General features: G+C 62.4%; 24 protein-coding genes. 10 read left to right on the top strand and 14 right to left on the bottom strand.

Features of this window, described 5'->3' with window-relative positions; all coding sequences use genetic code 11:
* Positions 1-36: 36 nt before the first annotated feature.
* Positions 37-813, bottom strand: a complete 777-nt coding sequence (locus tag BW992_RS11155) for a ferredoxin--NADP reductase (RefSeq protein ID WP_072396057.1) — start codon at positions 811-813, stop codon at positions 37-39.
* A gap of 296 nt (positions 814-1,109) precedes the next feature.
* Here BW992_RS11155 and BW992_RS11150 point away from each other — a divergent pair, with 296 nt between their 5' ends.
* Both BW992_RS11150 and BW992_RS11145 read left to right on the top strand, forming a co-directional pair.
* A complete protein-coding gene (locus BW992_RS11150; RefSeq protein ID WP_072396050.1) occupies positions 1,110-1,823 on the top strand; it encodes an autoinducer binding domain-containing protein in 714 nt (237 codons plus the stop codon).
* Positions 1,824-2,004: 181 nt separating this feature from the next.
* Positions 2,005-3,129, top strand: coding sequence for a methyltransferase (locus tag BW992_RS11145; protein ID WP_076406234.1), 1,125 nt, complete (start codon positions 2,005-2,007; stop codon positions 3,127-3,129).
* Positions 3,130-3,168: 39 nt separating this feature from the next.
* On the opposite strand, the gene BW992_RS11140 is transcribed toward BW992_RS11145, so the two are convergent.
* Genes BW992_RS11140 through BW992_RS11130 form a run of 3 tightly spaced genes read right to left on the bottom strand, consistent with a single transcriptional unit; the run spans position 3,169 to position 5,805 of the window.
* On the bottom strand, positions 3,169-3,333 hold the full coding sequence (locus tag BW992_RS11140) for a DUF2474 domain-containing protein (protein WP_072396102.1): 165 nt from the start codon (positions 3,331-3,333) through the stop codon (positions 3,169-3,171).
* A gap of 21 nt (positions 3,334-3,354) precedes the next feature.
* Positions 3,355-4,362, bottom strand: a complete 1,008-nt coding sequence (gene cydB / locus BW992_RS11135; RefSeq protein WP_053151661.1) for a cytochrome d ubiquinol oxidase subunit II — start codon at positions 4,360-4,362, stop codon at positions 3,355-3,357.
* A 3-nt stretch (positions 4,363-4,365) separates the two neighbouring features.
* Positions 4,366-5,805 (bottom strand): cytochrome ubiquinol oxidase subunit I, encoded by a 1,440-nt coding sequence (locus BW992_RS11130; protein WP_072396036.1) that lies wholly within the window; start codon positions 5,803-5,805, stop codon positions 4,366-4,368.
* Between the two features lie 516 nt (positions 5,806-6,321).
* Between BW992_RS11130 and BW992_RS11125 the strand changes: the two genes are divergently transcribed.
* Positions 6,322-7,548, top strand: coding sequence for an MFS transporter (locus BW992_RS11125; protein WP_072396025.1), 1,227 nt, complete (start codon positions 6,322-6,324; stop codon positions 7,546-7,548).
* Between the two features lie 86 nt (positions 7,549-7,634).
* On the opposite strand, the gene BW992_RS11120 is transcribed toward BW992_RS11125, so the two are convergent.
* The 5 genes from BW992_RS11120 to BW992_RS11100 form a co-directional block, all read right to left on the bottom strand.
* Complete coding sequence (locus tag BW992_RS11120; protein ID WP_072396023.1) at positions 7,635-9,836, bottom strand: xanthine dehydrogenase family protein molybdopterin-binding subunit; 2,202 nt, start codon at positions 9,834-9,836, stop codon at positions 7,635-7,637.
* Entirely contained in the window at positions 9,833-10,822 is a 990-nt protein-coding gene (locus BW992_RS11115) for an FAD binding domain-containing protein (RefSeq protein WP_072396021.1), read from the bottom strand. Before BW992_RS11115 ends, BW992_RS11120 begins: the two co-directional genes overlap by 4 nt.
* Entirely contained in the window at positions 10,819-11,352 is a 534-nt protein-coding gene (locus BW992_RS11110; RefSeq protein WP_072396019.1) for a (2Fe-2S)-binding protein, read from the bottom strand. The genes BW992_RS11115 and BW992_RS11110 overlap by 4 nt, the downstream gene beginning before the upstream one ends.
* 285 nt (positions 11,353-11,637) lie before the next feature.
* Positions 11,638-12,204: a DJ-1 family glyoxalase III gene (locus BW992_RS11105; protein WP_076406232.1), complete on the bottom strand. Its 567-nt coding sequence runs from the start codon at positions 12,202-12,204 to the stop codon at positions 11,638-11,640.
* A 126-nt stretch (positions 12,205-12,330) separates the two neighbouring features.
* Complete coding sequence (locus tag BW992_RS11100) at positions 12,331-12,777, bottom strand: DUF4879 domain-containing protein (protein ID WP_072396100.1); 447 nt, start codon at positions 12,775-12,777, stop codon at positions 12,331-12,333.
* A 213-nt stretch (positions 12,778-12,990) separates the two neighbouring features.
* On the opposite strand from BW992_RS11100, the gene BW992_RS11095 reads away from it, so the two are divergent.
* From BW992_RS11095 to BW992_RS11080, 4 genes are all read left to right on the top strand, one after another.
* Positions 12,991-14,286 (top strand): NCS2 family permease, encoded by a 1,296-nt coding sequence (locus tag BW992_RS11095; protein ID WP_072396015.1) that lies wholly within the window; start codon positions 12,991-12,993, stop codon positions 14,284-14,286.
* The gene (gene trmA / locus BW992_RS11090) at positions 14,283-15,362 is read left to right on the top strand and encodes a tRNA (uridine(54)-C5)-methyltransferase TrmA (protein ID WP_076406230.1); all 1,080 of its coding nucleotides are present in this window, start codon (positions 14,283-14,285) and stop codon (positions 15,360-15,362) included. Before BW992_RS11095 ends, trmA begins: the two co-directional genes overlap by 4 nt.
* 299 nt (positions 15,363-15,661) lie before the next feature.
* A complete protein-coding gene (gene aroQ / locus BW992_RS11085) occupies positions 15,662-16,105 on the top strand; it encodes a type II 3-dehydroquinate dehydratase (protein WP_072396011.1) in 444 nt (147 codons plus the stop codon).
* A gap of 2 nt (positions 16,106-16,107) precedes the next feature.
* Complete coding sequence (locus BW992_RS11080) at positions 16,108-16,959, top strand: shikimate dehydrogenase (RefSeq protein WP_172834634.1); 852 nt, start codon at positions 16,108-16,110, stop codon at positions 16,957-16,959.
* Positions 16,960-17,097: 138 nt separating this feature from the next.
* Here the strand turns inward: BW992_RS11080 and BW992_RS11075 are convergent, their stop codons facing one another.
* From BW992_RS11075 to BW992_RS26895, 3 genes are all read right to left on the bottom strand, one after another.
* A complete protein-coding gene (locus BW992_RS11075; protein ID WP_072458841.1) occupies positions 17,098-17,775 on the bottom strand; it encodes a TetR/AcrR family transcriptional regulator in 678 nt (225 codons plus the stop codon).
* A gap of 102 nt (positions 17,776-17,877) precedes the next feature.
* Complete coding sequence (gene quiC, locus BW992_RS11070) at positions 17,878-19,779, bottom strand: 3-dehydroshikimate dehydratase QuiC (RefSeq protein WP_072395997.1); 1,902 nt, start codon at positions 19,777-19,779, stop codon at positions 17,878-17,880.
* A gap of 132 nt (positions 19,780-19,911) precedes the next feature.
* Positions 19,912-20,058, bottom strand: coding sequence for a hypothetical protein (locus tag BW992_RS26895; RefSeq protein ID WP_156682195.1), 147 nt, complete (start codon positions 20,056-20,058; stop codon positions 19,912-19,914).
* Between the two features lie 3 nt (positions 20,059-20,061).
* Between BW992_RS26895 and BW992_RS11065 the strand changes: the two genes are divergently transcribed.
* The gene (locus BW992_RS11065) at positions 20,062-21,399 is read left to right on the top strand and encodes an MFS transporter (protein ID WP_076406226.1); all 1,338 of its coding nucleotides are present in this window, start codon (positions 20,062-20,064) and stop codon (positions 21,397-21,399) included.
* Positions 21,400-21,489: 90 nt separating this feature from the next.
* On the opposite strand, the gene BW992_RS11060 is transcribed toward BW992_RS11065, so the two are convergent.
* Both BW992_RS11060 and BW992_RS11055 read right to left on the bottom strand, forming a co-directional pair.
* Complete coding sequence (locus tag BW992_RS11060; RefSeq protein WP_072395974.1) at positions 21,490-22,368, bottom strand: DMT family transporter; 879 nt, start codon at positions 22,366-22,368, stop codon at positions 21,490-21,492.
* 79 nt (positions 22,369-22,447) lie between these two features.
* The gene (locus tag BW992_RS11055; protein ID WP_072395964.1) at positions 22,448-23,224 is read right to left on the bottom strand and encodes an IclR family transcriptional regulator; all 777 of its coding nucleotides are present in this window, start codon (positions 23,222-23,224) and stop codon (positions 22,448-22,450) included.
* Positions 23,225-23,410: 186 nt separating this feature from the next.
* Here BW992_RS11055 and ypfJ point away from each other — a divergent pair, with 186 nt between their 5' ends.
* Complete coding sequence (ypfJ, locus tag BW992_RS11050; protein WP_072395952.1) at positions 23,411-24,295, top strand: KPN_02809 family neutral zinc metallopeptidase; 885 nt, start codon at positions 23,411-23,413, stop codon at positions 24,293-24,295.
* The gene (locus tag BW992_RS11045; protein ID WP_072431384.1) at positions 24,296-25,243 is read left to right on the top strand and encodes a hypothetical protein; all 948 of its coding nucleotides are present in this window, start codon (positions 24,296-24,298) and stop codon (positions 25,241-25,243) included.
* The last annotated feature ends 2 nt before the right edge of the window (positions 25,244-25,245 follow it).

Genomic DNA, 25,245 nt, shown 5'->3' with positions numbered 1-25,245 from the left:
CTGCATTGAACGAGGCGTCCTGGCGACGCCTTGTTCCTACCAGTAATTCTCCACTGCCACCTGGCCCGGCCGGCGGGTAAGGCTCAGTTGCAGCCCCCTGGCCTTGAGCAGCTTGCGCGTGTCGTCGATCATTTGCGGGTTGCCGCACAGCATGACCCGCGAATGCTCCGGGGTCAGCGCGACACCGGCGGCCCGCTCCAGCTCACCGTTTTCGATCAGCGTGGTAATACGCCCATTGAGCGTGCCCGGATGCTGCTCGCGGGTGACCGTCGCGATGAAACGAAACTTGTGCGCGTGCTCGGCCAGGTAATCGCGCCGAGCCAGCCCGTCGATCAGCTCCTGATACGCCAGCTCCCGCGCTTCGCGGACGCTGTACACCAGGACGATCCGCTCGAATCTTTCCCAGACCTCGAAATCCTGGAGAATCGAAAGAAACGGCGCGACCCCTGTTCCGGTGGACAACAGCCACAAGTCCCTGCCGTCCACAAAGCGGTCCAATGTCAGGTAGCCAAAGGCCTGGCGCTCCACCAGCAGGCTGTCACCCGGTTCCAGGCGGCTGAGTTCGCTGGTGAATTCACCGCCGGGAACGACAATGGAAAAAAATTCGAGAAACTCGTCGAACGGCGAAGAGACCATGGAATAGGCGCGCCAGACGGTGCTGCCATCCGCCTTGACGACCCCCAGCCGGGCGAATTGACCTGCCGTGAAACGGAAGCCACGATCCCGGGACGTCCGCAGGGTAAACAGATGAGGCGTCAATGGTCGCACCTCCAGCAAGGTCTGGCGGGTGAACTTCTCTGCGCTGTCGGTCATGAGCCACTCCAAAGGAACGAAAGGCCACAGTGTCCCGCAAAGTGAGCGCCGTAACCACCGACAGAGAGTAGTGGCATTTAGTCATAAACTCATTGCCAGCTCTTCAGCTCGTATACAGAAGTTATACAAATATACGAGACCTGTAACGGTAACAATTATTCAAAGTGTTTAATCCAACGTAGCTTCGTGTAAGCAACATTAAAAAATCTAACTACAAGTTAGGAAAAGTCCTACACTGTTCTTTCGCACCCCCAAGATTGGATCCACGCAGCTGAACGTCAACCCAGGAGAGTGTGATGGACAAGTGGAAGGACTTACAGTTGAGGAAGTTATCTTGCGAAAAAGACCTCCAGGCCGCCTATCGCCTGGTCTTGAATTTCTTTAACAATCAAGGATTTGAGTTTTGCGCATTTGCGGCCTATCTCGGCAGCCCCAGCAACCATACCACCAAGGTAAACCTGAATAACTATCCCTATGGATGGGACCGATTATATGAACAGAACGGGTATGCTTCGAACGATCCGATAGTAGCACACTGCAATCAATCACCCCTTCCAATCCTCTGGGATGAAAACCTCTTCGCCCAAGCGCCCAAGTTATGGCACGAACTTAACCGACAAGGCCTCAGGTACGGCTGGACTCAGTCCGTCCATGACGATCACGGTGTTTATTGCAGCCTGTTCAGTCTTGCCCGGACTCATTGTCCGATCGATATAGAGGAGCATTACGGGAATCTCGGCTACGCCATTTTCGCCAGTCAGCGGTTGCATGCACTGGCCAGTAAAAAAATGTCGGATGTCGCCGAAACCACGCATAAATGCCATTTATCGCCCAGGGAGATCGAAGTGCTCAGGTGGTCCGCCGAAGGGAAGACCGCGTCGGAAGTGGGCAGAATCCTGTGCCTTTCCGAACGCACCGTTAACTTTCATGTGTGCAGTTGCATGCGCAAACTGAACGTCAGCAACAAGATTTCAGCCGTCGCCAAGGCGGCCCACATTCATGTGATTTGAGAGCGAACCCACACCGTCAGCCTGAAAACCCACGAGTATTGCACAGCAAAAAAACGTACCATTCACGGCTCCACTTGAATGATGACGCGCCTAGCACGCGACGCAGTTCATTCAGGCGGTCCCGCTGCGAACACCTGCCCCAGGGCAGCGGGACATCCGTCGATTGCCAGAGTCCCCAGCCATGCCCCTGCTTGACAGCCCCTTCGCCCAGCTCGACCTGATCCGCCAGCCCGAACAGCAGAACGAACCGCTGCAGGCCTTCGATGCGGCCGATGAATATCTGCTCGCTCATCTGGCCGAGCAGCAACCGGCCACGAGTACCCGGGTCCTGGTGCTCAATGACGGTTTCGGTGCCCTGGCCGCCAGCCTGGCCGGCAAGGTCGATGTGATCAGCAGCAGCGACTCGTTCCTGGCCTTGCAGGCACTGGAAAAGAACCTGGTGCGCAATGGACGCGCTTTCGATGCGGTGCCTACATTGCCGGCCAGCGAACCGTTGGTCGGGCCCTTCGACCGTGTCCTGATCAAAGTGCCGAAGACCCTGGCCCTGCTGGAAGAACAACTGATCCGCCTGCAAGGTCAGTTGGCGCCCGGCGCCCAGGTGATCGCCGCAGCCATGGTCAAGCACCTGCCCCGGGCCGCGGGTGATCTGCTGGAGCGCTACATCGGCCCGGTGCAGGCCTCGCTGGCGGTGAAGAAAGCCCGCTTGCTGATCGCCACACCAGCCGACAGAGCGCCAGCGGTATCGCCCTACCCTACCCGCTACCTGCTGGAAGAACCGAAGATCGAACTGCTCAATCACGCCAACGTGTTCTGCCGGGAAGGATTGGACATCGGCACCCGGGCGTTCCTGCCGCATCTGCCGAAGAACCTGGGGGCCGCCCAAGTCGCGGACCTGGGATGCGGCAACGGCGTGCTGGCCATTGCCAGCGCCCTGCAGAACCCACAGGCCCACTACACCCTGGTGGATGAATCCTACATGGCCGTGCAGTCGGCCGCCGAGAACTGGCGAGCGGCCCTGGGCGAGCGCGAGATGGCCGTGCGGGCCGGTGACGGCCTGGCCGGGCAAGCTGCGCAGTCATTGGACGTGGTGCTGTGCAATCCACCCTTCCATCAACAACAGGTGGTGGGCGACTTCCTGGCCTGGCGGATGTTCCAGCAGGCTCGCGAGGCGTTGGTGGTCGGCGGCGCGCTGTACATCGTCGGCAACCGGCACCTGGGTTATCACAGCAAACTGGCGCGGCTGTTCCGGGGCGTCGAGCAAGTGGCCGCGACGCCGAAATTCGTCATTCTCAAAGCCCGCAAGTAGCGACCGCGGGATGCGAGCCCGACTCGCTCCCATCGGCGATCAATGGGTGGTCAGGCCGGCGGCGTTCATGAACATGCGCATCAGGCTGGCGACGATGAACAACGCCAGCACACTGCCCGCCCAGATCCCCACCAGCCAGCCAAGCCGCTGCCAGAGCGGCTTCTTTTCAGCGGCTTCGATGTCTTTGAGCTCTGGCTTGGCCATCCGCAACACCTCGCAGGTCAATCAATGGTAACCGTCATCATGGGTCACCTTGCCCCGGAACACGTAGTAGCTCCAGAAGGTGTACACCAGGATCAACGGAATGATGAACAGCGTCCCGACCAGCATGAACCCCTGGCTCTGGGGTGGTGAAGACGCATCCCAGATCGAAATGGAAGGCGGCACGATGTTCGGCCACAGGCTGATCCCCAGGCCGCTGTAGCCAAGGAAGATCAGCACGAGGGTCAGGATGAACGGTGTGTAGTTGGCGTTGCGGGCCACCGCCCGGAATAGCCCGTACATGGTTACCAGCACCAGGATCGGCACCGGCAGGAACCAGAACAGATTCGGCAGGGTGAACCAGCGGGCCGCGATATCGGCGTGGGCCAACGGTGTCCAGATGCTGACGATACCGATCACCGCCAGCACCACGAACGCCAGCGGCCGGGCCAGGTCGTGCATCTGTTCCTGCAGCTTGCCTTCGGTCTTCATGATCAGCCAGGTGCAACCGAGCAAGGCATAGGCAGCGATCAGTGCCAGGCCGCAGAACACGGTGAACGGCGTGAACCAGTCCAGGGAGCCCCCGGCATACTGACGATTGACCACCTCGAAGCCGTCGATGAACGCGCCCAGCGCTACCCCCTGGAAGAAAGTGGCCGCCAGCGAGCCGCCGATGAAGGCCTTGTCCCAGAGGTGGCGCTTGTCGGCCTTGGCCTTGAAGCGGAATTCGAAGGCAACGCCCCGGAAGATCAGGCCGATGAGCATCAGGATCAACGGCAGGTACAACGCCGAGAGCACCACCGAATAAGCCAGCGGGAACGCCCCGAACAGACCGGCGCCGCCCAGCACCAGCCAGGTTTCGTTACCGTCCCAGACCGGCGCCACGGTGTTCATCATCACATCGCGGTCGCGCTCGCCCTTGATGAAGGGGAAGAGAATACCGATCCCCAAGTCGAAGCCGTCCATGATCACGTACATCATGATGCCGAAGATGATGACCACGGCCCAGATCAGCGGAAGATCAATACCCATGACTCAATTCCCCTTGTTCGAGCGGTCGTTGTGGTCCACATCGTCGCCACCTTCGTTGGCGGCTGACAGTGGCCGGGCCGGGGTGCGTTTCTGGCCCGGGCCGCCATCGGTCGGCTCGGCTTCGTGGGCCACCGGGCCCTTGCGTACCAGACGCATCATGTAGCTCAGGCCGGCACCGAACAGCGCGAAGTACACCACCACGAACAGCACCAGGGTGATGCTCATCTGGGCGAAGCTGTGACCGGACGAAGCATCGGCCGTGCGCATCAGGCCGTAGACCACCCAGGGCTGGCGACCGATTTCGGTGGTGAACCAGCCCGCCAGGATCGCGATCAACCCGGACGGGCCCATCCACAGCACCATGTGCAGGAACGGTCGCGACTGATAGAGCCGGCCGCCACGACGCAGCCAGAGGCTGCACAGACCGGTGAAGATCATCAGCAGCCCCAGGCCCACCATGATCCGGAACGACCAGAACACAATGGTCGAATTCGGGCGATCCTCGGGCGGGAATTCCTTGAGGGCCGGCACCTGCTTGTCCAGGCTGTGGGTCAGGATCAAGCTGCCCAGGTAGGGAATCTCTACCGCGAACCTGGTCCGTTCTTCCTTCATGTCCGGCCAGCCGAACAGGATCAGCGGGGTTGGCTCATTGCCGACGTTCTCCCAGTGGCCTTCGATGGCCGCGATCTTCGCCGGTTGATGCTTGAGGGTGTTGAGCCCGTGGAAGTCACCGATGACCGCCTGGATTGGCGCCACCAGCAACGCCATCCACATCGCCATCGACAGCATGCGGCGGATGGCCGGGTTGTCGCGACCGCGCAGCAGGTGCCAGGCAGCCGAGGAGCCGACGAAGAATGCCGTGGCGACAAACGCCGCCGTAGACATGTGCAGCAAGCGGTAAGGGAATGACGGGTTGAACACCACCGCCAGCCAGTCCACCGGAATCACCCGGCCATCGACGATTTCGTACCCCTGCGGCGTCTGCATCCAACTGTTGGAGGACAGGATCCAGAAGGTGGAGATCAGCGTGCCGATCGCCACCATCACCGTGGAAAAGAAATGCAGGCCACGGCCGACGCGATTCCAGCCGAACAGCATCACGCCGAGGAAGCCCGCTTCGAGGAAGAATGCCGTGAGCACCTCGTAGGTCAGCAGCGGCCCGGTGACCGCACCGGCGAAGTCCGAGAACCGGCTCCAGTTGGTCCCGAACTGATACGCCATGACCAATCCGGACACCACGCCCATGCCGAAGTTGACGGCGAAGATCTTCGACCAGAAGTGGTACAAGTCACGATAGGTGTCGTCGCGGGTCTTGAGCCACAGCCCTTCGAGCACCGCCAGGTAACTCGCCAGGCCGATCGTGATGGCCGGGAACAGGATGTGGAACGAGATCGTGAATGCAAACTGGATCCGGGCGAGATCGAGCGCCTCCAAACCGAACATAAGTCTTCCTCTGTCAGGTAAAACCGGCTGCGGGTGGGGCCTGCATCACGGCCCCTCGGATATGGAGTGCGATGCCTTTCAAATCGTTCTTTTTAAAACCGTCACGACGCAGGTATCTGGCCAGATGGCCTCCAGGCCAACGCCTCGGAGCGGTGTTGATCTGGATCAAGCAATGCTCAAAGAGTAGTCGCATTATTGCCGATGAACGGCGTGGTCTTTTGTCGCGTGACAGGTTGTCTCAGTGCCCGATCAGAGCTGTGGGCATGGTGAAGTCCCTTGTGGCGAGAGGATTTATCCCCGCGGGGTTGCGAGAAAGCCCCCATCCATTTCAGCCAGTTGGCGAGTGCTAAGCACTCGAACGGGGATAAATCCCCTCGCCACGATAAATCCCCTCGCCCACAGAAAGCGGTGGCGTGTGGAAGATTGATGCTTGGCTAACTATTTTTTCCGGCAACCGCAACTTCCGGTTACAGCTTGGTGATAATCTCGATGCCCTCATCACCGGACCCGTCATAGATGCCCAGCCAAGCGCCCTTGCTGCTCCGTCACCATCGCCCCTTCATCGCCTTCTGGCTGGCCCGGATCTTCACTGCCAGCGGCTTCCAGATGCTCACCGTCGCCATAGGCTGGAACCTTTACCAACTGACCGGCAATGTCCTGGACCTTGGGCTCGTGGGCTTGGTGGAATTCGCGCCACGGGTGCTGTTCATGCTTCACACCGGTCATGTGGCCGACCGTTATGACCGACGCAAGGTCGCGGCGATCTGTCAGACAGTGCAGGCGATGATCGCCCTGGCACTGGTCATCGGCAGCGCCACCGACCAGGTCACCCGGGAAATGATCTTCATCCTCGCGTTCCTGCTGGGGGCCGCCCGCTCTTTCGAAATGCCGACCACCCAGGCGTTGCTGCCCAGCATCGTGCCTGCCGAGCTGTTCCCCCGTGCCGTGGCCGCCGCACAATCGGCCCAGCAATCGGCCACCATCGTCGCTCCGGCGCTGGGAGGCTTGCTCTACGCCTTTGGCAGTGTCTGGGTCTATGGGCCGACCGTGGTGCTTTACCTGATCGCCTGCTGCCTGATGCTCAACCTGCCCGCCCGCCAGACGCCATTGAACAAAGGCAAGGCCACCCTGGATTCATTGTTGGCCGGGATTCGCTTCATTCGCAGCCGCCCGGACATCCTCGGGGCCATCTCCCTGGACCTGTTCGCGGTGCTGCTGGGAGGCGCGACGGCCTTGTTGCCGGTGTTTGCCAAGGACATTCTGCTGACCGGCCCCTGGGGCCTGGGCCTGCTGCGCTCGGCGCCGGCGGTGGGCGCCTTGCTGATGTCGCTGTGGCTGGCGCGGTTCGCCGTGGAACGCAAGGTCGGCCGTGTGATGTTCACCGCCGTAGGCGTGTTCGGCGTGGCCACCATCGCATTCGGCCTCTCCACGTCCTTCTGGTTTTCCCTGGCGGTGCTGGTGGTCCTGGGCGCGGCGGACATGATCAGCATGGTGATCCGCGCCTCCTTCGTACAACTGGAAACCCCGGATGAAATGCGCGGCCGGGTCAGTGCGGTGAATGGCCTGTTCATCGGCGCCTCGAACCAGTTGGGCGAATTCGAGTCCGGTCTCACCGCCCACTGGTTCGGCACCGTGCCGGCAGTGGTCATGGGCGGGGTCGGCACGCTGCTGGTGACTGGCGTGTGGATCAAGCTGTTCCCGACCCTGGCCAACCGCGACCGGATGCACGAGCCGAAGGACTAGGCCCTGCGAAAAGTCGCCGGGCGGCGATCAGGCGAGCCGGTTTTAAACGCTGCATGATCGTCGCGCAGGCCTTTTGCTTACTGAGCCTAGAGCAGTTTGTCCAGCGTGATGGGAAAATCCCTCACCCGCTTGCCGGTGGCGTGATAGATCGCATTCGCCACGGCCGCCGCCACACCGACGATGCCGATTTCGCCAACGCCCTTGGAACCCAGTGCGTTGACGATTTCGTCGTGCTCATCGACGAACACCACGTCGATGTCGCCGATGTCGGCATTGACCGGCACGTGGTACTCGGCCAGGTTGTGGTTCATGGGCCGGCCCAGGGCATGATCGGTCAGGGTTTCTTCATGCAGGGCCATGCCGACGCCCCACACCACGCCACCCAGGATCTGGCTGCGGGCGGTCTTCGGGTTGATCACCCGCCCGGCGGCGATGGCACTCACCACCCGGTTGACCTTGACCGTGCCCAGGTCTTCATCCACCAGCACCTCGACGAACACCGCCGAATGCGTCGCGGTGGCATAAGCCTGGCGTTTTTCATCCGGCTCGGCGGTGACCTGTGCCTGCAGCGGCGTCTCGCCACTGTCGCGCGCCAACTGCGCCAAGGACACGCTGGCTTCGCCCAGGCGAAGCTGGCCGTCGGCGAACGTCACTTGCTCGATTGTCGCGCCGCTGAAGTCCGGACAGGTTTGTCGGGCCACCGCCAGCAGCTTTTCCTTCAAGGCTGCGCACGCCTGTTGCACCGCGGTGCCCACCGACGAAACGGTGAACGAGCCACCCTGCAACGGCGCGGTCGGCAGTGAGGAGTCACCGAGGACAAAGGTGACATCTTCAAGGGAAACGCCTGACGTCTCTGCGGCAATCTGGGTCATGACCGTATAGGTGCCCGTACCGATATCCGTGGTGGCGCTGCTGACCGTCAATTTGCCCTCGGCGTCCAGGGATGCACGGGCACTGGCTTTCTGTTGCATCGCTTCCCAGACACCACTGGCCATGCCCCAGCCCACCAGTTGCCGGCCTTCGCGCATGCTGCGCGGCTCCGGATTGCGTTGGCCCCAGCCGAACCGGCGAGCGCCTTCGGCGTAGCACTCACGCAATTGCTTGCTGGAATACGGCTTGCCTTCGTTCTCGTTACGCTCGGCATAATTGATCAAGCGCAACTGGACCGGATCGATCGCCAGTGCGCAAGCCAGTTCATCCATGGCGCACTCCAGGCCGATCAAACCCAGGGCCGCACCGGGAGCGCGCATGTCCAGTGGCGTGTAGACATCCAGTGGCGCCAGCTTGTAGGTCAACTGCACGTTGTCGCAGTGGTAGAGCATGCCGCTCCATTCCACCACGTGTTCGGTGAAGTCTTCGAAACGCGACGTCTGGCCGATGGCGGTGTGGGCCACTGCCAGCAAACGCCCGTTGGCCGCTGCGCCCAACTGCAGGCGCTGGAAGGTCCGTGGCCGGTAGCCAAAGGTGAACATCTGCTGGCGCGTCAGGCTGACCCGCACCGATCGCTTGAGCGCCAGCGCGGCCATCACCGCCAGGGGCAATTGATACTGGGGTCGCAATCCGGAGCCGAAAGCGCCACCGACAAAGGCGGCGAACACCCGCACCTGTTCTTTCTCCAGGCCGAAGACTTTCTGCACATAAGCCTGGCAGTTCTGCGTGCCCTGGGTCTTGTCGTGGATATGCAGGCTGCCGTCAGGCTGATACAGCACCGTGGAAGCATGGGGCTCCATCGGATTGTGATGCTCCACCGGGGTGCTGTAGGAGACATCCACACTGATGGCTGCACTCGCATATTCGCCCTGAAAATTCCCACGGGGCTTGGGCAGTTCGGCTGGCGCCGGATGGGCTTCGTTTTGCAGGATGGCCAGGTCGGTCTGATGCTCCTGGGCCTCGTATTCGATTTCAACGAGCGAACCGGCGTAGCGGGCCAGTTCCAGGTTTTGCGCGACCACCAGGGCCAAGGGTTGCCCGCTGTACAGGACCTGATCGTTGAACAGGGGCCGGAACGGCGAACCGTCCGCCGCATCGGCGTCCTGGTAGGGCTCGTCGTAGCTGGCGATCTTCGGGCGGTTGGTATGGTCGATCACCGCCACCACGCCGGGCAGCGCCAAGGCCCGGGACGCATCGATGCGCACCACCCGGCCGCGGGCGATCGTACCAGAGACGACGCTGCCATGCAGCAGGCCGTCCTCGGGGTATTCGCCAGCATAGCGGGCCTGCCCCGTGACCTTGAGCAAGCCGTCGACCCGGTCCAGCGGTTGCCCCATGGATCTGCTCGAAGTGTTCATCGGCTTTGCCCTCCCAATGCGGCGTCGCTCAGGGCCCGGACAACCGCCCGACGCGCCAGTCTGACCTTGAAGCCGTTATGTTCCAGCGGCTCGGCGTTTTGCAGCAGCGCATCGGCGGCGGCCGTGAAGGTCTCGCGACTCACGGCCTGGCCCCGCAGCCAATTCTCCACGGCACGGTCGCGCCAGGGCTTGTGGGCCACGCCTCCCAGCACCAGGCGCGCCTCGCGGATCATCGGCCCGTCCAACTCCAGCGCCACCGCTACCGAGACCAGGGCGAAGGCGTAGGAAGCACGGTCCCGGATCTTCAGATAATGGCTATGCCCGGCGAAACCGGCGGCGGGCAATTCGATCCCGGTGATCAGCTCATCGTCGGCCAACTGGTTATCCCGCTCCGGTGCCTCGCCGGGCAGGCGATGGAAATCGGCGAACTCGATGGTCCGCGCCCCGCCCCGGCCCAGGACATGCACCACCGCTTCCAGCGCGGCAAGGGCGACACACATGTCGGAGGGATGCGTCGCGACACATTGGTCACTGGCGCCGAAAATCGCGTGGATCCGGTTCAAGCCGTTCCGGGCCGGACAGCCGCTGCCGGGCTGGCGCTTGTTGCAGGGTGCGCCGGCGTCATAGAAGTAGTAGCAACGGGTGCGTTGCAACAGGTTGCCGCCGGTGCTCGCCATATTACGCAACTGGGGCGATGCGCCTGCCAGAATCGCCTGGGAGAGCAGTGGATAACGGCGCTCGATCCAAGGGTGCCAGGCCAGGTCGGCATTGCTGACCAAGGCACCGATCATCACCCCGCCGGAAGCGGTTTCGCTGAGGTCTGCCAGTGGCAGGCCAGTGATGTCGATCAGGTGTGCGGGGCGGGTGAGGTTTTCCTTCATCAGGTCCAGCAGGTTGGTGCCGCCGGCGATGAAGCGTGAGGTCGGGCTCGCCAGGTCGATGGCCGCCTGCACGGTGTCGGGCTTGCTGTACTGGAAAGGATTCATTGATCGTCCCTCTGGTTTTCCGGGCGGGGACAGAGCGGCAAGGCTTCTTCGATGGCGTCGCGGATGTTGTTGTAGGCGCCGCAGCGGCAAAGGTTGCCGCTCATCAGTTCGCTGATCTGCCCACGATTGCGCGCCCGGCCTTCGTTGGCCAGTCCCACCGCCGAACAGATCTGCCCCGGGGTGCAATAGCCGCACTGAAAGGCGTCATGTTCGATAAACGCCTGCTGCATGGGGTGCAGCAGGCCATTGCCGGCCAAGCCTTCGATGGTGGTCAGCTCGGCGCCATCGCACATCACCGCCAGGGTCAGGCAGGCGTTGATCCGCTTACCGTCGCGCAGCACGGTGCAGGCTCCACACTGGCCGTGGTCGCAGCCTTTCTTGCTGCCTACCAGGTCCAGCTGCTCGCGCAGCAGGTCCAGCAGCGTGGTCCAGGGCAAGACTTGCAGTTCACGCGCCTGGCCGTTGAGTACCAGGCGAATCGGATGATGGACGAAGGACGCCTGCGTCGCTTCGGACAGGGTCGCGCTCATGGGACACCTCACGGTTGGTCGTACACGCGGCGTTTTGGGAAACCGCCGTCATAAGGGGTACGACTTCAGCGAGAGGCAGAGCGTTCAAGGCGATTGCGAAGACCTGCAGGACTTGCCCGATGCCGGCCAGTCAGAGTGAACGTCGCTGTCCATGGTTTTTGCGGCGAGGGGATTGAGCGAAACATCGCGCCCCGATCGAGTGCGCAGCGCTCGCCGATGTTGTTGCCAGCGACCCCGGGACCGCTTCGCAGCCCAGCGGATAAAACCCCTCGCCAGGAAAATTCTTCAGGCCAGCAACTCCGCCGCCACTACTGCCCGTACACCCTTGCCGCAAAGCTGTTCCACCAGCGTCAGGGCAAACGCCAGGGTGGCCGCCGAGCCCTGGGCGGTGATGCAGTTGCCGTCCACCACCACTGGTTGGTCGACAAAGGTGCATCCGGACAATTGCTGACTCACGGCGGGCAGACAGGTCATGCGGCGCTGGCGCAGCACACCGAACGCTTGCAGCGCCAGCGCCGGGGCTTCGGCGACGGCGGCGAAGAAACGCCCGGCGGCGGCCTGGTCCTTGACCAACTGCTGCAAAGGCTGGTGAGCCGCCAGGTGCTGGGCGCCGATGATGCCGCCAGGCAGCACGATCAGGTAGAAATCCTGCACCAGCATATCCACCAGCATGCCATCGGCAGTCAGTCGGGTACCGCGGGCGCAGGTGAGCATTCGCCGCCCTTCGATACTCGCCACGACCACTTCGACCTGGGCCCGACGCAACACATCGATCAGGGTGACCGCCTGCAGGTCGTCGACGCCTTCGGCGACGGCAATCAAGGCTCTGGGAATCCTGGTTCCAGGCATCATGGTGACTCTCCGCTGGGTGACTCTTGAAAGCCTAGTAGGCACTGCCAAAGGTGGCGATCTTTTGATCGGGCCCAGGGCCCTTGCAAGGAAATCGCAGCCTCGGCAGCCCTGCGCGGCCAGGCGAGATTACTTGATGTACAACTGGGTCGACAGGCGGTTGCCCGGTGCGTTGATCGAGGTGTTGCTGAAACTGAAGGTGCCCTCCTGCTTGTCCTTGAGGTCGAAGACGTACAGATAGCCGACCACCTTGGTGCTGGCGGTGCAATCGTTGAGATTGCCGTTGCTGTACGCGCATACCGGCGAGCGAGTGCCGTCGACCTCGAAGCCGTCCAGCGTGACATGGGGCTGATGGCCATAGCCGACCTCCAGCACGTAGACCTTGATGTTCGGCGCGCGATGGTCGCAACGGGTCTGGGCCTGTCCTTGCGAAATATCCTCGAAGCCACAGGCCGGCGATTCGACCTTGAGCACCTTGACCTCGCTCAAGGGCGCGGCCGACGCGGCATTGGCCGCCTGTGCGGGCCACCACAGGCCCAGTGTGCAAGCCATGGCAATCGCCAGGTTTGTTTTCATGCGATGCATAGAGATCTCCCGGAACCGCGGGCAGTATGGCCCACTTATTGCCTTGGCAAAACATCGGCGACGATCGCAGCCATAACGCCATCCTGCTGGTATGATGCGCGGCTTTTTCCGACCCGCAGCAAATTCACGGGCGCCATCGGCGACCTGTGCTTTGCTGTTGGGGTCGATACATTCACGGCGCCCGGCGCGCCACGGGGAGCAGACATGCTGGAAAGGCTGTTTCAACTCAAGGCACACAACACCAACGTGCGGACCGAGATCCTGGCGGGCGTCACGACCTTCCTGGCCATGGCCTACATCTTGTTCGTCAACCCGAGCATCCTCGGCGAGACCGGCATGGACAAGGGCGCGGTGTTCGTCGCCACCTGCCTGGCGGCGGCCATCGGCTCGACGGTCATGGGCCTGATCGCCAACTACCCGATCGCCCTGGCGCCGGGCATGGGGTTGAACGCCTTTTTCACCTATACAGTGGTCCTGCACATGGGCCATACCTGGCAGGTGGCGCTGGGCGCGGTCTTCGTTTCCGCCGTGCTGTTCTTCCTGCTGTCGATCTTTCGCATCCGCGAATGGATCATCAACAGCATCCCGCTGCCGCTGCGCTCGGCCATCGCCGCTGGTATCGGCCTGTTCCTGGCGCTGATCGCCCTGAACAACGCCGGCATCGTGGTCAAGAACCCGGCAACCATGGTCGGCCTCGGCGACTTGAAACAGCCCGCGCCGATCCTTGCCACCCTCGGTTTCATCCTGATCGTGGGCCTTGAGGCACTGAAAGTGCGCGGCGCGGTGCTGATCGGCATCCTGGCAGTGACCATCGTCTCGATCCTGATGGGTTTCACCCCGTTCGGCGGCATCGTTTCCGCTCCGCCGTCCCTGGCCCCGACCTTCCTGCAACTGGACATCAAGGGCGCCCTGGACATCGGCCTGGTCAGCGTGATCTTCGCCTTCCTCTTCGTCGACCTGTTCGACAACTCCGGTACCCTGATCGGCGTCGCCAAGCGCGCCGGGCTGATGGGCAAGGACGGGCACATGCCGAAGATGGGCCGTGCGCTGATCGCCGACAGCACCGCCGCCATGGCCGGTTCGCTGCTGGGCACCTCCACCACCACCAGCTACATCGAATCGGCGGCAGGCGTCAGCGCCGGCGGCCGCACCGGCCTGACCGCCATCGTCGTGGCGGTCCTGTTCCTGCTGGCACTGTTCTTCTCGCCGCTGGCCGCCAGCGTCCCGGCCTTCGCCACCGCGCCGGCCCTGCTGTTCGTGGCCGTGCTGATGACCTCCGGCCTGGCGGAAATCGACTGGGACGACATCACCGTTGCCGCACCGGTGGTGATCACCGCACTGGCGATGCCGTTCACCTATTCCATCGCCAATGGCATCGCCTTCGGTTTCATCGCCTGGACCGCCATCAAGCTGGTGTCCGGTCGTGGCCGTGAGTTGAACCCGGCGCTGGTCATCCTGTCGATTCTGTTCGTGATCAAGTTGGGTTGGTTCAACGCATGACTTTCGATTCCCAGGCCTACGCCGGCCAGCTCCAGGACAAGGTCGCTCGCTTGCGCGACCTGCTGGCTCCGTTCGATGCACCGCAGCCCGAGGTGTTCGACTCCCCCTTGCAGCATTTCCGCCTGCGGGCCGAGTTCCGCCTGTGGCGCGAAGCCGGCGAACGGCATTACGCGATGTTCTCCCAGGACGACAAGCGCACGCCGATCCTCATCGAGCAATTCCCCATCGCCAGCCTGCGCATCAACCAGTTGATGCCGCAACTCAAGGCCGCCTGGCAAGCCAGCGCACCGCTGAGCCATAAGCTGTTCCAGGTGGAGTTCCTGACGACCCTGGCCGGCGACGCGATGATCACCCTGTGCTATCACCGTCCCCTGGATGAACACTGGCACGCAGCCGCCTCGAAACTGGCCAGCGACCTGAGCGTGAGCATCATCGGTCGGTCCAAGGGCAAGCGGGAAGTGATCGGCTATGACTATGTGGTGGAAAAACTCGACGTGGCCGGCCGTACGTTCAGCTATCGCCAGCCAGAAGGTGCCTTCACCCAGCCCAACGGCACGGTGAACCAGAAAATGCTCAACTGGGCTTACGATGCACTGGGAGATCGCACCGACGATCTGCTGGAGTTGTACTGCGGCAACGGCAACTTCACCCTGCCCCTGGCGACCCGCGTGCGCAAGGTGCTGGCCACCGAGATCAGCAAGACTTCCGTGAACGCGGCATTGAGCAACCTCAGCGAAAACGCGGTGGATAACGTCACCCTGGTGCGCCTCTCGGCCGAGGAACTGACCGAAGCCCTGAACGAAGTCCGCCCGTTCCGCCGCTTGCAAGGCATCGACCTGAAAAGCTACGAATTCGGCAGCGTCTTCGTCGACCCGCCCCGCGCCGGCATGGACCCGGACACCTGCGAACTGACCCGGCGGTTCGAGAACATCCTGTACATCTCCTGCAATCCGGTAACCCTCGCCGCCAATATCGCGCAACTGCACGACACCCATCGCATCGTGCGTTGTGCGTTGTTCGATCAATTTCCTTGGACCCATCATATGGAATCCGGGGTGTTGTTGACCCGACGGTAAGTCCTTCCTCTTGTGGTGAAGGACCACCCTGTGGCGAAGGGATTATCCCCGCTGGGCTGCGAAGCAGCCCCAAGCTCTTGAGTCCTGCAAAAGCTTGCGAGCGCTGCGCGCTCGAGCGGGGATAAATCCCCTCGCCACAATTTGCCCCCCGCCAAACCGGTAATGGCCTTTGTTCGATCATCGAACACTTAATGGCCGATGACGTCGGCTTTGTTTGACCAAATTAACCATCTAGTACAATTTATCTCCAGCGGCTGAAACCCGGCCGACGCCAACAATAAAAATGTGGAGAAATTGCGATGCCTCCGATCGTTCTGGTGCTCAACGGCCCGAACCTGAACCTGCTCGGCACTCGTGAGCCGGCTACCTACGGACACGAGACCCTGGCGGATATCTCGGCGTTGTGTGGGCGCACCGCTGACGAACTCGGCCTGGCGGTGGAGTTTCGCCAGACCAACCAGGAGAGCGAACTGCTGGACTGGATCCACGGCGCCCGCGGCCGCTGCGCCGGTATCGTCATCAACCCGGCGGCCTGGACCCACACCTCGGTCGCCATCCGCGACGCCTTGGTCGCCAGTGAAGTCCCGGTGATCGAAGTGCACCTGTCCAACGTCCATGCCCGGGAGGCCTTCCGGCATCACTCCTTCGTCTCATCGGTGGCCATCGGCGTGCTGTGTGGTTTCGGCAGCCAGGGCTATCGGATGGCCCTGGAACATTTCAGTCAGCGGTTGAAGGGGCAATGAGCATGTCGAACACCACCGTACTGGCCGGCCTGATCGGTGCGGGCATCCAGGCTTCCCGCACGCCGACCCTTCATGAGCGCGAAGGCGATGCCCAGGGCATGCGCTACCTGTATCGCCTGATCGACCTCGATGCATTGAAACTCGACAGCGGCGCCCTGCCTGACCTGCTGACGGCGGCCGAACGCATGAGTTTTACCGGTTTGAACATCACCTTTCCCTGCAAACAGGCCATTATCCCGCTGCTGGATGAGCTGTCTTGCGAGGCCCGGGGTATCGGCGCCGTGAATACGGTGGTGCTCAAGGATGGCAAGCGCATCGGGCACAACACTGATTGCCTCGGGTTCGCCGAAGGATTTCGCCGCGGCTTGAACGATGTTTCGCGTCGACGCGTGGTACAGATGGGCGCCGGTGGCGCCGGTGCGGCTGTCGCCCATGCGTTGTTGGCCGAAGGCGTACAGACATTGAGCCTCTTCGATGTGGACGCCAGCCGTGCCGAAGCCCTGGCGAACAACCTGAACCAGCACTTCGGCGCTGATCGAGCCCGGGTCGGCCACGATCTGGCCAGCGCCATGGCCGAGGCGGATGGCCTGGTGAATACCACCCCCATGGGCATGGCGAAGCTGCCCGGCACGCCGGTGCCGGCCGGTTTGCTGAGGGGCGATCTGTGGGTCGCGGAAATCGTCTACTTCCCGCTGGAAACCGAACTGCTGCGCAACGCCCGCGCCCTGGGCTGCCGCACCCTGGATGGTGGCAACATGGCGGTATTCCAGGCGGTCAAGGCATTCGAACTGTTCAGTGGCGTGGCCCCGGATGCGCAGCGGATGCTGGAGCACTTCCAAAGCATGAATCACTGAAGCCTGGTGATAATTGCTTGTGGAAATTAGTTGTGGAAGCGAGCTCGCGATGAGGGTGTGCTGGCCGCAATCAGTGGGGCTAGATCGACCGCTATCGCGAGCAAGCTCGCTCCCACACAAGCTCGCTTCCAGAAGAGGTCAGGGTTGCAGGTAGCGCAACACCGACTCGCAGACCATCTCGCGATGCCGCTGCTTGATCTTCTCGTCCGACAGATCGATCTGGAAGATCTCGCCAAAGGTCTGGCGGTTGGACACCCGGTAAAAGCAGAACGAACTGATCAGCAGGTGCACATCCAGCGGCTGGAGACCGGCGCGGAACACACCCTCTTCCGCGCCCCGGCGCAGGATCACACCCAGGGAATCGAGGATCGTGCTGGTCATCGCCTTGATCGCGCCTGACTGTTTCACGTATTCGGCGTTATGGATGTTCTCGATGCAGACGATGCGCACGAAATCCACATTGCGATCATGGTGGTCGAAGGTGAACTCCACCAGGCGCCGGATCGCGTCGACCGGTGCCAGCTCCGCCAGGTGCAGGCGGCTCTCGGTATTACGGATGTCGCCGTAGAGTTTTTCCAGCACCTCGACATACAACTGCTCCTTGCTGCCGAAGTAGTAGTAGATCATGCGCTTGGAAGTGTGGATGCGCTCGGCGATGGCGTCGACCCGGGCACCAGCCAGGCCTTGCTGGACGAACTCGACGATGGCTTCCTGGAGAATGTTCTCCCGGGTTTTCTCCGGGTTGTTCTTGCGACTCTTGCGCGGCACGACGACAGGCTCGTCGAGTCCAGCGGGAAGTTCTGAATTCATAGTCATTGTGGGCTCACGGCCATCACTGCACAGGCTGGCGATTATGGGCCGCTCCGTGCAGTGAAGGAAGCCACGGGGTCGCCGTTTACCGTCGCGGTTACGATTTACCTACAACTTGGCGTGCCGCAAACCGCCGCTGCGGGACTTGGCCATGGCCGCCAGCCGCACCGCGACATTGGCCGCACCGTAGCCGGTATAGCCGTTCTTGCGCTGGATGATCTCAAAGAAGAAGCGTCCCTCGAACGGCTCGGTGTAGACGTGGAACAACTCGCCTCCCTGGGCATCACGGTCATACAACACGTTGAAATACGCCAGCTCGCTGAGAAACTCGTCATCGAAATCGAACCGTGCCGCCAGGTCGTCGTAATAGTTGAGGGGAATATCCAGCAGCGGCACGCCAGCTTCCTTGGCACGACTGACCTGGGCAAAGATGTCGTCGCAGTCGAAGGCGATGTGATGCACCCCGGAACCGCGATAACTCGACAGCGCATGTGAGATCGCCGTGTTGCGGTTCTCGGAAATGTTCAGCGGCAAGCGAATCGAACTGCAGCGACTGCGCAGGGCCCGGCTCTTCACCAGGCCATAGGGGTCAGGCAGCACCACTTCGTCGTCCGCCTCGAAATCCAGCAGGCTCTTGTAGAACAGCACCCAACTGTCAAGGCTGTCCGCCGGCAACGCCATGGCCATGTGGTCGATACGCTTGAGCCCGGCCCCGATGACCGCGCCGGGTTGCAGGTTGAAATCGGTGGCATAGACATCCGTTCCCCGATCCACCAGGTAGATCAGGCTGCCATCCGGCGCCCGCACCGCCGCCAGTTCCAGCTCGTTGGGCCCCACCAACCCGCGATAGGGCTGGCCTTTGTAGGCCACCGCCCGGGCCAGGGCGCTGGCGCTGCTGTCGACCCGCAGGGCGGTGGCGCACAGCGAGGGGCCGTGGGCTTCGAAAAAGCTGTGGGCAAAGGAATAGGGTTCGCAGTTGAGGATCAGGTTGATATCGCCCTGGCGCAACAGGCTGACGTTCTTGGAGCGATGCTGGCCGGCCTTGACGAAGCCCAGCCGTTCCAACCAGTGAGCCAGCTTGGCCCCAAGGGCGTCGTCCACGGCGAACTCGAGGAATTCGATGCCGTTGTAGTCACTGGCCGGCGGCGTGGCGAAGAGAATATCGGTATTGCTCGCGGGCGCGGCTTCTTCAGCCAGGCGCTGGCGGGTCTTCTCTTCCAGGTACAACAATGAGCGCAAGCCATCGGCGGCATTGGCCCGTGGCGGCGCGGCGCGAAAGCCGTCGTTGAAGATCTCCAGGGACAGCGGTCCGGTGTAGCCACTCTTGATGATCGGCGCCAGGAAGCCCGGCAAGTCGAACTCGCCCTGCCCCGGGAAGCAGCGGAAATGCCGACTCCATTCCAGGACATCCATCGCCAGGATCGGCGCGTCGGCCATCTGTACGAAGAAAATCCTGTCGCCAGGAATCTCGGCGATCGCCCGCGGATCGCCCTTGAGAGACAGCGTGTGGAAACTGTCCAGCAGCACGCCAAGGCTGGGGTGATCGGCCTGGCGCACGATGTTCCAGACCTGTTGATAAGTATTCACGTGCCGGCCCCAGGCCAGCGCTTCGTAGCCGATGCGCAAACCCCGTGCGCCGGCCCGTTCGGCCAGCAAGCGCAGGTCATCGATCAGAATCCGCTCATCGCCGACACTGTCGGCCGAGGCGTTGCTGCACACCAGCACCAGATCGGTGCCCAATTCCTGCATCAGGTCGAACTTGCGCTCGGCTCGTTCCAGGTTGCGCGCCAGGCGATCGCGACGGCAGCCTTCGAAATCACGGAACGGCTGGAACAAGGTAATGGCGATGCCGAGGTCGGCGCACATCTGCCGGATTTCCCGAGGACTGCCATCGTAATAGAGAAGGTCGTTCTCGAAGATTTCCACCCCGTCGAAACCGGCGGCGGCGATGGCCTCGAGTTTTTCCGGCAGGGTACCGCTCAGGGAAACGGTGGCAATGGAACGCTGCATGGCTTGGGCTCCCGGACAGGCATGGGCGACAGAATGCGCCGCTTGGAACAGCGCTCGTGGCGCCTTTTTAGTGTGCCGATTATTGGACGCCCCCCTTCATTCGGCAATTCAATACGTACCATTCAGTTAGTTTTATGTGCGATTATCGAACGAAATGCCGATCACCGAATTGACGATTTTTTGTCCACTGCGCACCATCGGCCCCACGTCGATGCCGGCCAGACCGTCGGAATCAACGGTCAATACGTTCACCCATAAGAATTTCAAAAACGGGTACATGCTATGAATCCTTCCCAAAGCTCCCTCCTGACTGCCGGCCTGAGGGACACGACCAGCGGCATCGGCGCCAAGATCCGCGGCGCCATGGCCGTGGGCAAGACCCGTTGGGGCATGCTCGCGCTGGTATTTTTCGCCACCACCCTCAACTACATCGACCGCGCCGCCCTGGGCGTCATGCAGCCGATCCTCGCCAAGGAAATGAGCTGGACGGCGATGGACTACGCCAACATCAACTTCTGGTTCCAGGTGGGCTATGCCGTAGGGTTCGTGCTGCAGGGACGGTTGATCGACCGGATCGGCGTCAAGCGCGTGTTCTTCTGCGCCGTGCTGCTCTGGAGCCTGGCCACCGGCGCTCATGGCCTGGCCACTTCGGCAATGGGCTTCATGATCTGCCGGTTCATCCTGGGCCTTACGGAGGCCGCCAACTACCCGGCCTGTGTAAAAACCACGCGGCTGTGGTTCCCGGCGGGCGAACGGGCGGTGGCCACCGGTATTTTCAACGCCGGTACCAACGTCGGCGCCATGTTCACACCGATGTTGCTACCGCTGGTGCTGCACGTATGGGGCTGGCAGGCCGCATTCCTGTGCATGGCCGCGCTGGGCGGCATCTGGCTGCTGTTCTGGGGCCTGAAATACTTCAATCCTGAAGACCACCCCACGGTCAGACAGTCGGAACTGGATTACATCCAGCGCGAAGTCGAACCGCCCCAGGTCCGCGTACCGTTTTCCCGGATCCTGCGCATGCGCGGCACCTGGGCCTTCGCCCTGGCCTACTCGATCACGGCTCCGGTGTTCTGGTTCTACCTCTACTGGCTGCCACCGTTCCTGAACCAGCAATACAACCTGGGCATCAACGTGACCCAGATGGGCATCCCGCTGATCATCATCTACCTCACCGCCGACTTCGGCAGCGTGGGCGGCGGCATCCTCTCCTCGTTCCTGATCGGCCGCGGCCTCGACCCGATCAAGGCGCGGCTGGTTTCCATGCTGCTGTTCGCCTGCTGCATCGTCGGCGTGATCATGGCCGCCGGTGCGAGCAACCTGTGGATGGCGGTGTTCGCCATCTCCCTGGCCATTGGCGCCCACCAGGCCTGGACCGCCAACATCTGGAGCCTGGTGATGGACTACACCCCCAAGCACATGATGAGTACCGTGTTCGGCTTCGGCGGCATGTGCGCCGCCATCGGCGGGATGTTCATGACCCAGCTGGTGGGTCACATCCTTACGGTGACCCATAACAACTACACCGTGCTGTTCACCCTGATCCCCGCCATGTACTTCATTGCGCTGATCTGGATGTACTTCATGGCGCCGCGCAAGGTGCCAACCCTGGAAAACTGATTAGCCATCGAGACTGGAACCCCACTCTGTGGCGAGGGGATTTATCCCGTCACCACAGAGCCCATCGTTCCCCGTTCCGGGCAGGTGCATCTACTTGCTCCGCTGCTGCCACGCCGCCGCCAACCCACTCAAGCAGATCAGCACGATCCCCGCCACGGTGGTCAGGGTCGGCGTATGGCTGAACAAAAGCCAGCCCAGCAGACCGGCGAACACGATCTGGCAGTATCCGAAAGGCGCCAGCAGTGCCGGGGCGGCAAAACGGAAGGCCTGGGTCAGCATCAGGTGCGCCGTCATCCCGCAGGCGCCCAGCGCCAGCATCATCGCGCCATGGAGCAGGCTCGGCACTTGCCAGAAGAACGGCACCAGCGCACTCATCACGATGGTATTGCACAACCCCGCGAAGAAATTGCTGGTGGTCGGACTGTCGATCTCACTGAGCTTGCGAGTGAGCAGCTGGTAGAAGCAGAAAAACAGCGCCGAGCAGAACGGCAGCAGTACCGCAGGGGTGAACAGGTCGCCGCCGGGATGGACAATGATCAGCACGCCGATGAAGCCGAAGATCACCGCGATCCATTGGCCTCGCGTCACCCGCTCGCCCAGTAACGGCACCGACAATGCGGTGACCAGCACCGGGGCCAGGAAGTTGACCGCGGTCGCTTCGGCCAACGGGATGTACTGCAGCCCCGTGGTGAAAAACAGGCTGGTCCCCAGCAGGCACAGGGCCCGAGCCAACTGCCACAGCGGACGCCTGGTGCGCAGGACACGCAGCCCGGAACGCGGCAGGAAGATTCCCGCCATCAGCAGGGTATGCACCACGTAGCGCGCCCACACCACCATGACGATCGGATAGAAGCCCGAGAGGTATTTCGACAAGGCGTCGTGGCTGGAAAACAGAAAGGTGGCACAGACAATCAGCAGGATGCCCTTGAAGGCCTGGTTGACGCCGGAAAGCGGGGTGCTGACGGTCATGTGGATACCCTGCGTTGCGTGAAATGGAAAACACGGCGTGTCGGTACGCCGATGCGGAGCCCCGCCTGCGAGTACGCACTCAGCTGAACAACTCCGATGCCTGGCTCGCTTGCGACAACTCTTCGGCAAATGCCAGCAAGGTCGGGGCCAGTTCATGCAGCCGCGCCCGCGTCATCCTCGCGCTGGGCCCTGCAACGCTGAGCACGCCGACGACCCGACCGTCCAACGGATGTCGCACCACGGCGGCAATGGCCGACGTACCGACCGCCGAGCTTTCCTCGACACAGGCGTACCCCTGCTCTCGGGCCTTGCGCAGGTATTCGAGCAGCTCAGCCGGGCTGCGCGGAGCGTTCGGCCCCACCTGTGCCGGTACCGGCGCCGCCTGGCGTTCCACCAGCCCAAGGGCCTCGACGTCGCTCATGCTCGCCAGCCAGGCATGTCCCGACGCGGTATAGGACAGCGGAGCCTCACGGCCCATGTCCGGGTCGTAGCGCAAGCCGGACCGTGCGCCCTGGGACTTGGCGATCCAGGTCTGGCGATCCCCTTCGATCACGCCCAGGCGCACCAGTTCGCCACTTTCCCGGGCCAGACGATCGAGCACTGGCTGCACGATGTCGGCACCGCTACGGGAGAGGTAGCGAAACCCCAGGGCGACCAGCCGGGTCGACACGTGATAACGCAGGTTCTCGGGATTCTGCCGCACATAACCCAGGCGCATCAGCTCGGCGAGCAGGCGGTGGGTGGCGCTTTTCGGTATCTGCAGTTCTTCGGCCAGGCCCTGGAGCGGCCAGCCTCTAGGTTCACTGGCCAGGCTTTCCAGCACATTGAAGACCCGTTCGATTTGACTTCCGGCCATGGGGGTTCCAGATGAAAGATTGGTCGATTCTAAAATATGCTGAGTTTAATTCAAATTCTGGAACCGGGTAGAGGTTCGTGTCGATGAACCAAAACCGGCAATGGTTGCCTGAAAGCTTCAGAGAGCACTGGCGGTAAACCTGCCCAGCGACAACACTCTGCACACGGTCAATCAGAGGATTCCCACATGCTATGGAAAAAAGGTCGCCGCAGTGACAACGTGGTGGACGCCCGTGGTGATGGGGGCAGCTCAGGCGGAATGCGTTTCGGCGGTGGCAAGGGACTGAGCCTGACGGCCGTCCTGCTGATCGTCGGCATCGGCTGGATCACCGGCCAGGACCCCATGCAGATCCTCGGACAACTGGCCGGACAGATGGACCAGACGGCACCACCCTCCTCCCAGACCCGCCAGGCGCCACCGGCGAACGATGAAGAAGCGGAGTTCGTACGCTCGATCCTCGGCGACACCGAAGACACCTGGGGCCAGGTGTTCCAGCAGGCCGGGCGGCAATACCAGCAACCCAAGCTGGTGCTATTCAGCGGTCGGGTCAATTCGGCCTGCGGCCTGGCGTCCTCGGCCACCGGCCCGTTCTATTGCCCGGCGGACCGGCAGGTCTACCTGGACATGAGTTTCTTCAAGGAAATGTCCCAGCGCTTTGCGGCCGCCGGCGACTTCGCCCAGGCCTATGTCATCGCCCATGAAGTCGGACACCACGTACAGACGCTGCTGGGGGTGTCGGCGAAAATCCAGGAAGCCCGCCAGCAAGGTCGGCAGATGGAAGGGGACGGCGGTCTGCTGGTGCGTCAGGAATTGCAAGCCGATTGCCTGGCAGGCGTCTGGGCCAACCATGCGCAAAAGCGCCTGAACTGGCTTGAGCCGGGAGACGTCGAGGAAGCCTTGAACGCCGCCAATGCCATCGGCGATGACCGATTGCAGCAGCAAGGCCAGGGCCGCGTGGTACCGGATTCCTTCACCCACGGCACATCGGCGCAACGGGTGCGCTGGTTCAAGGCCGGGTTCGCCCAGGGCCAGGTCAGCCAGTGCGACACCTTCGCGGCGAAAAACCTGTAGATGAAGTGGATCGCATTGATCGCGCTGGTGCTGAGCGGCACCCTCGCCCAGGCAGACGAACACGCCGTGCACGCAGTCGCTCAAGGGCGACTGCAACTCAAGGGGGGCGCCATGGTCGTGGCCGTGGGCCCGCCTCCGGCCTCCATCCAACGGGTGCTGATCATCGTCCACGGCCGGCTGCGCAATGCCGAGACCTATCTGCACAGCGCCGAAAAAGCCGCCGGGCAGGCCGGGCAACTGGCCACGACCTTGATCATCGCCCCGCAGTTTCTCAACGAACAGGATGTGCTGCGCCACCAACTGCCCGCCGAACTCCTGCGCTGGCAAGGCAATGAATGGATGGCCGGCGGCTTGTCCACGGGGCCGCATCCGCTGAGCTCCTTCCAGGTGCTCGACGACATCGTGGCCCGGGTCAGTGACCGGCAGCAGTTTCCCGACGTGAAGGAGATCGTCATCGCAGGTCATTCCGGCGGGGCCCAGGTGGTCCAGCGCTACGCCCTGCTCGCCCGGGGGCCGTTCCGGATTTCCCCGCGCTTCGTCGTCGCCAACCCGTCTTCCTATGCCTATTTCGATGCGCAACGGCCCATGGCCTTCGCCCCCGCCAGCTGCCCCGGCTTCGACCAGTGGAAATATGGCCTGCAGAACTTGCCCGCCTATGCCGCCGGGCAGACGCCCGCCCAGCTGGAAGAGCACTACATCAAACGCGACATCGTCTATCTGTTGGGACAGCAGGACACCGACCCGGAGCATCCGGCGCTGGACAAAGGCTGCGAGGCCCAGACCCAGGGCCCGTATCGCCTGCTGCGCGGGCACTTCTTCTTCGACTATCTGACCCGACGTCATCCCGTTGGCCTGAACCAGCGGCTGATCGAAGTACCCGGGGTGGGGCATGACGGCGATGGGATGCTGACCTCGCCTGAGGGACTGAAGGTGTTGTTCGGGCAGTGAGT

This window comes from Pseudomonas sp. 7SR1, from assembly GCF_900156465.1.
Classification (GTDB): Bacteria; Pseudomonadota; Gammaproteobacteria; order Pseudomonadales; family Pseudomonadaceae; genus Aquipseudomonas.
Note: the sequence above shows the minus strand (reverse complement) of the source record. Positions and strands in the feature narration are given on the sequence as shown.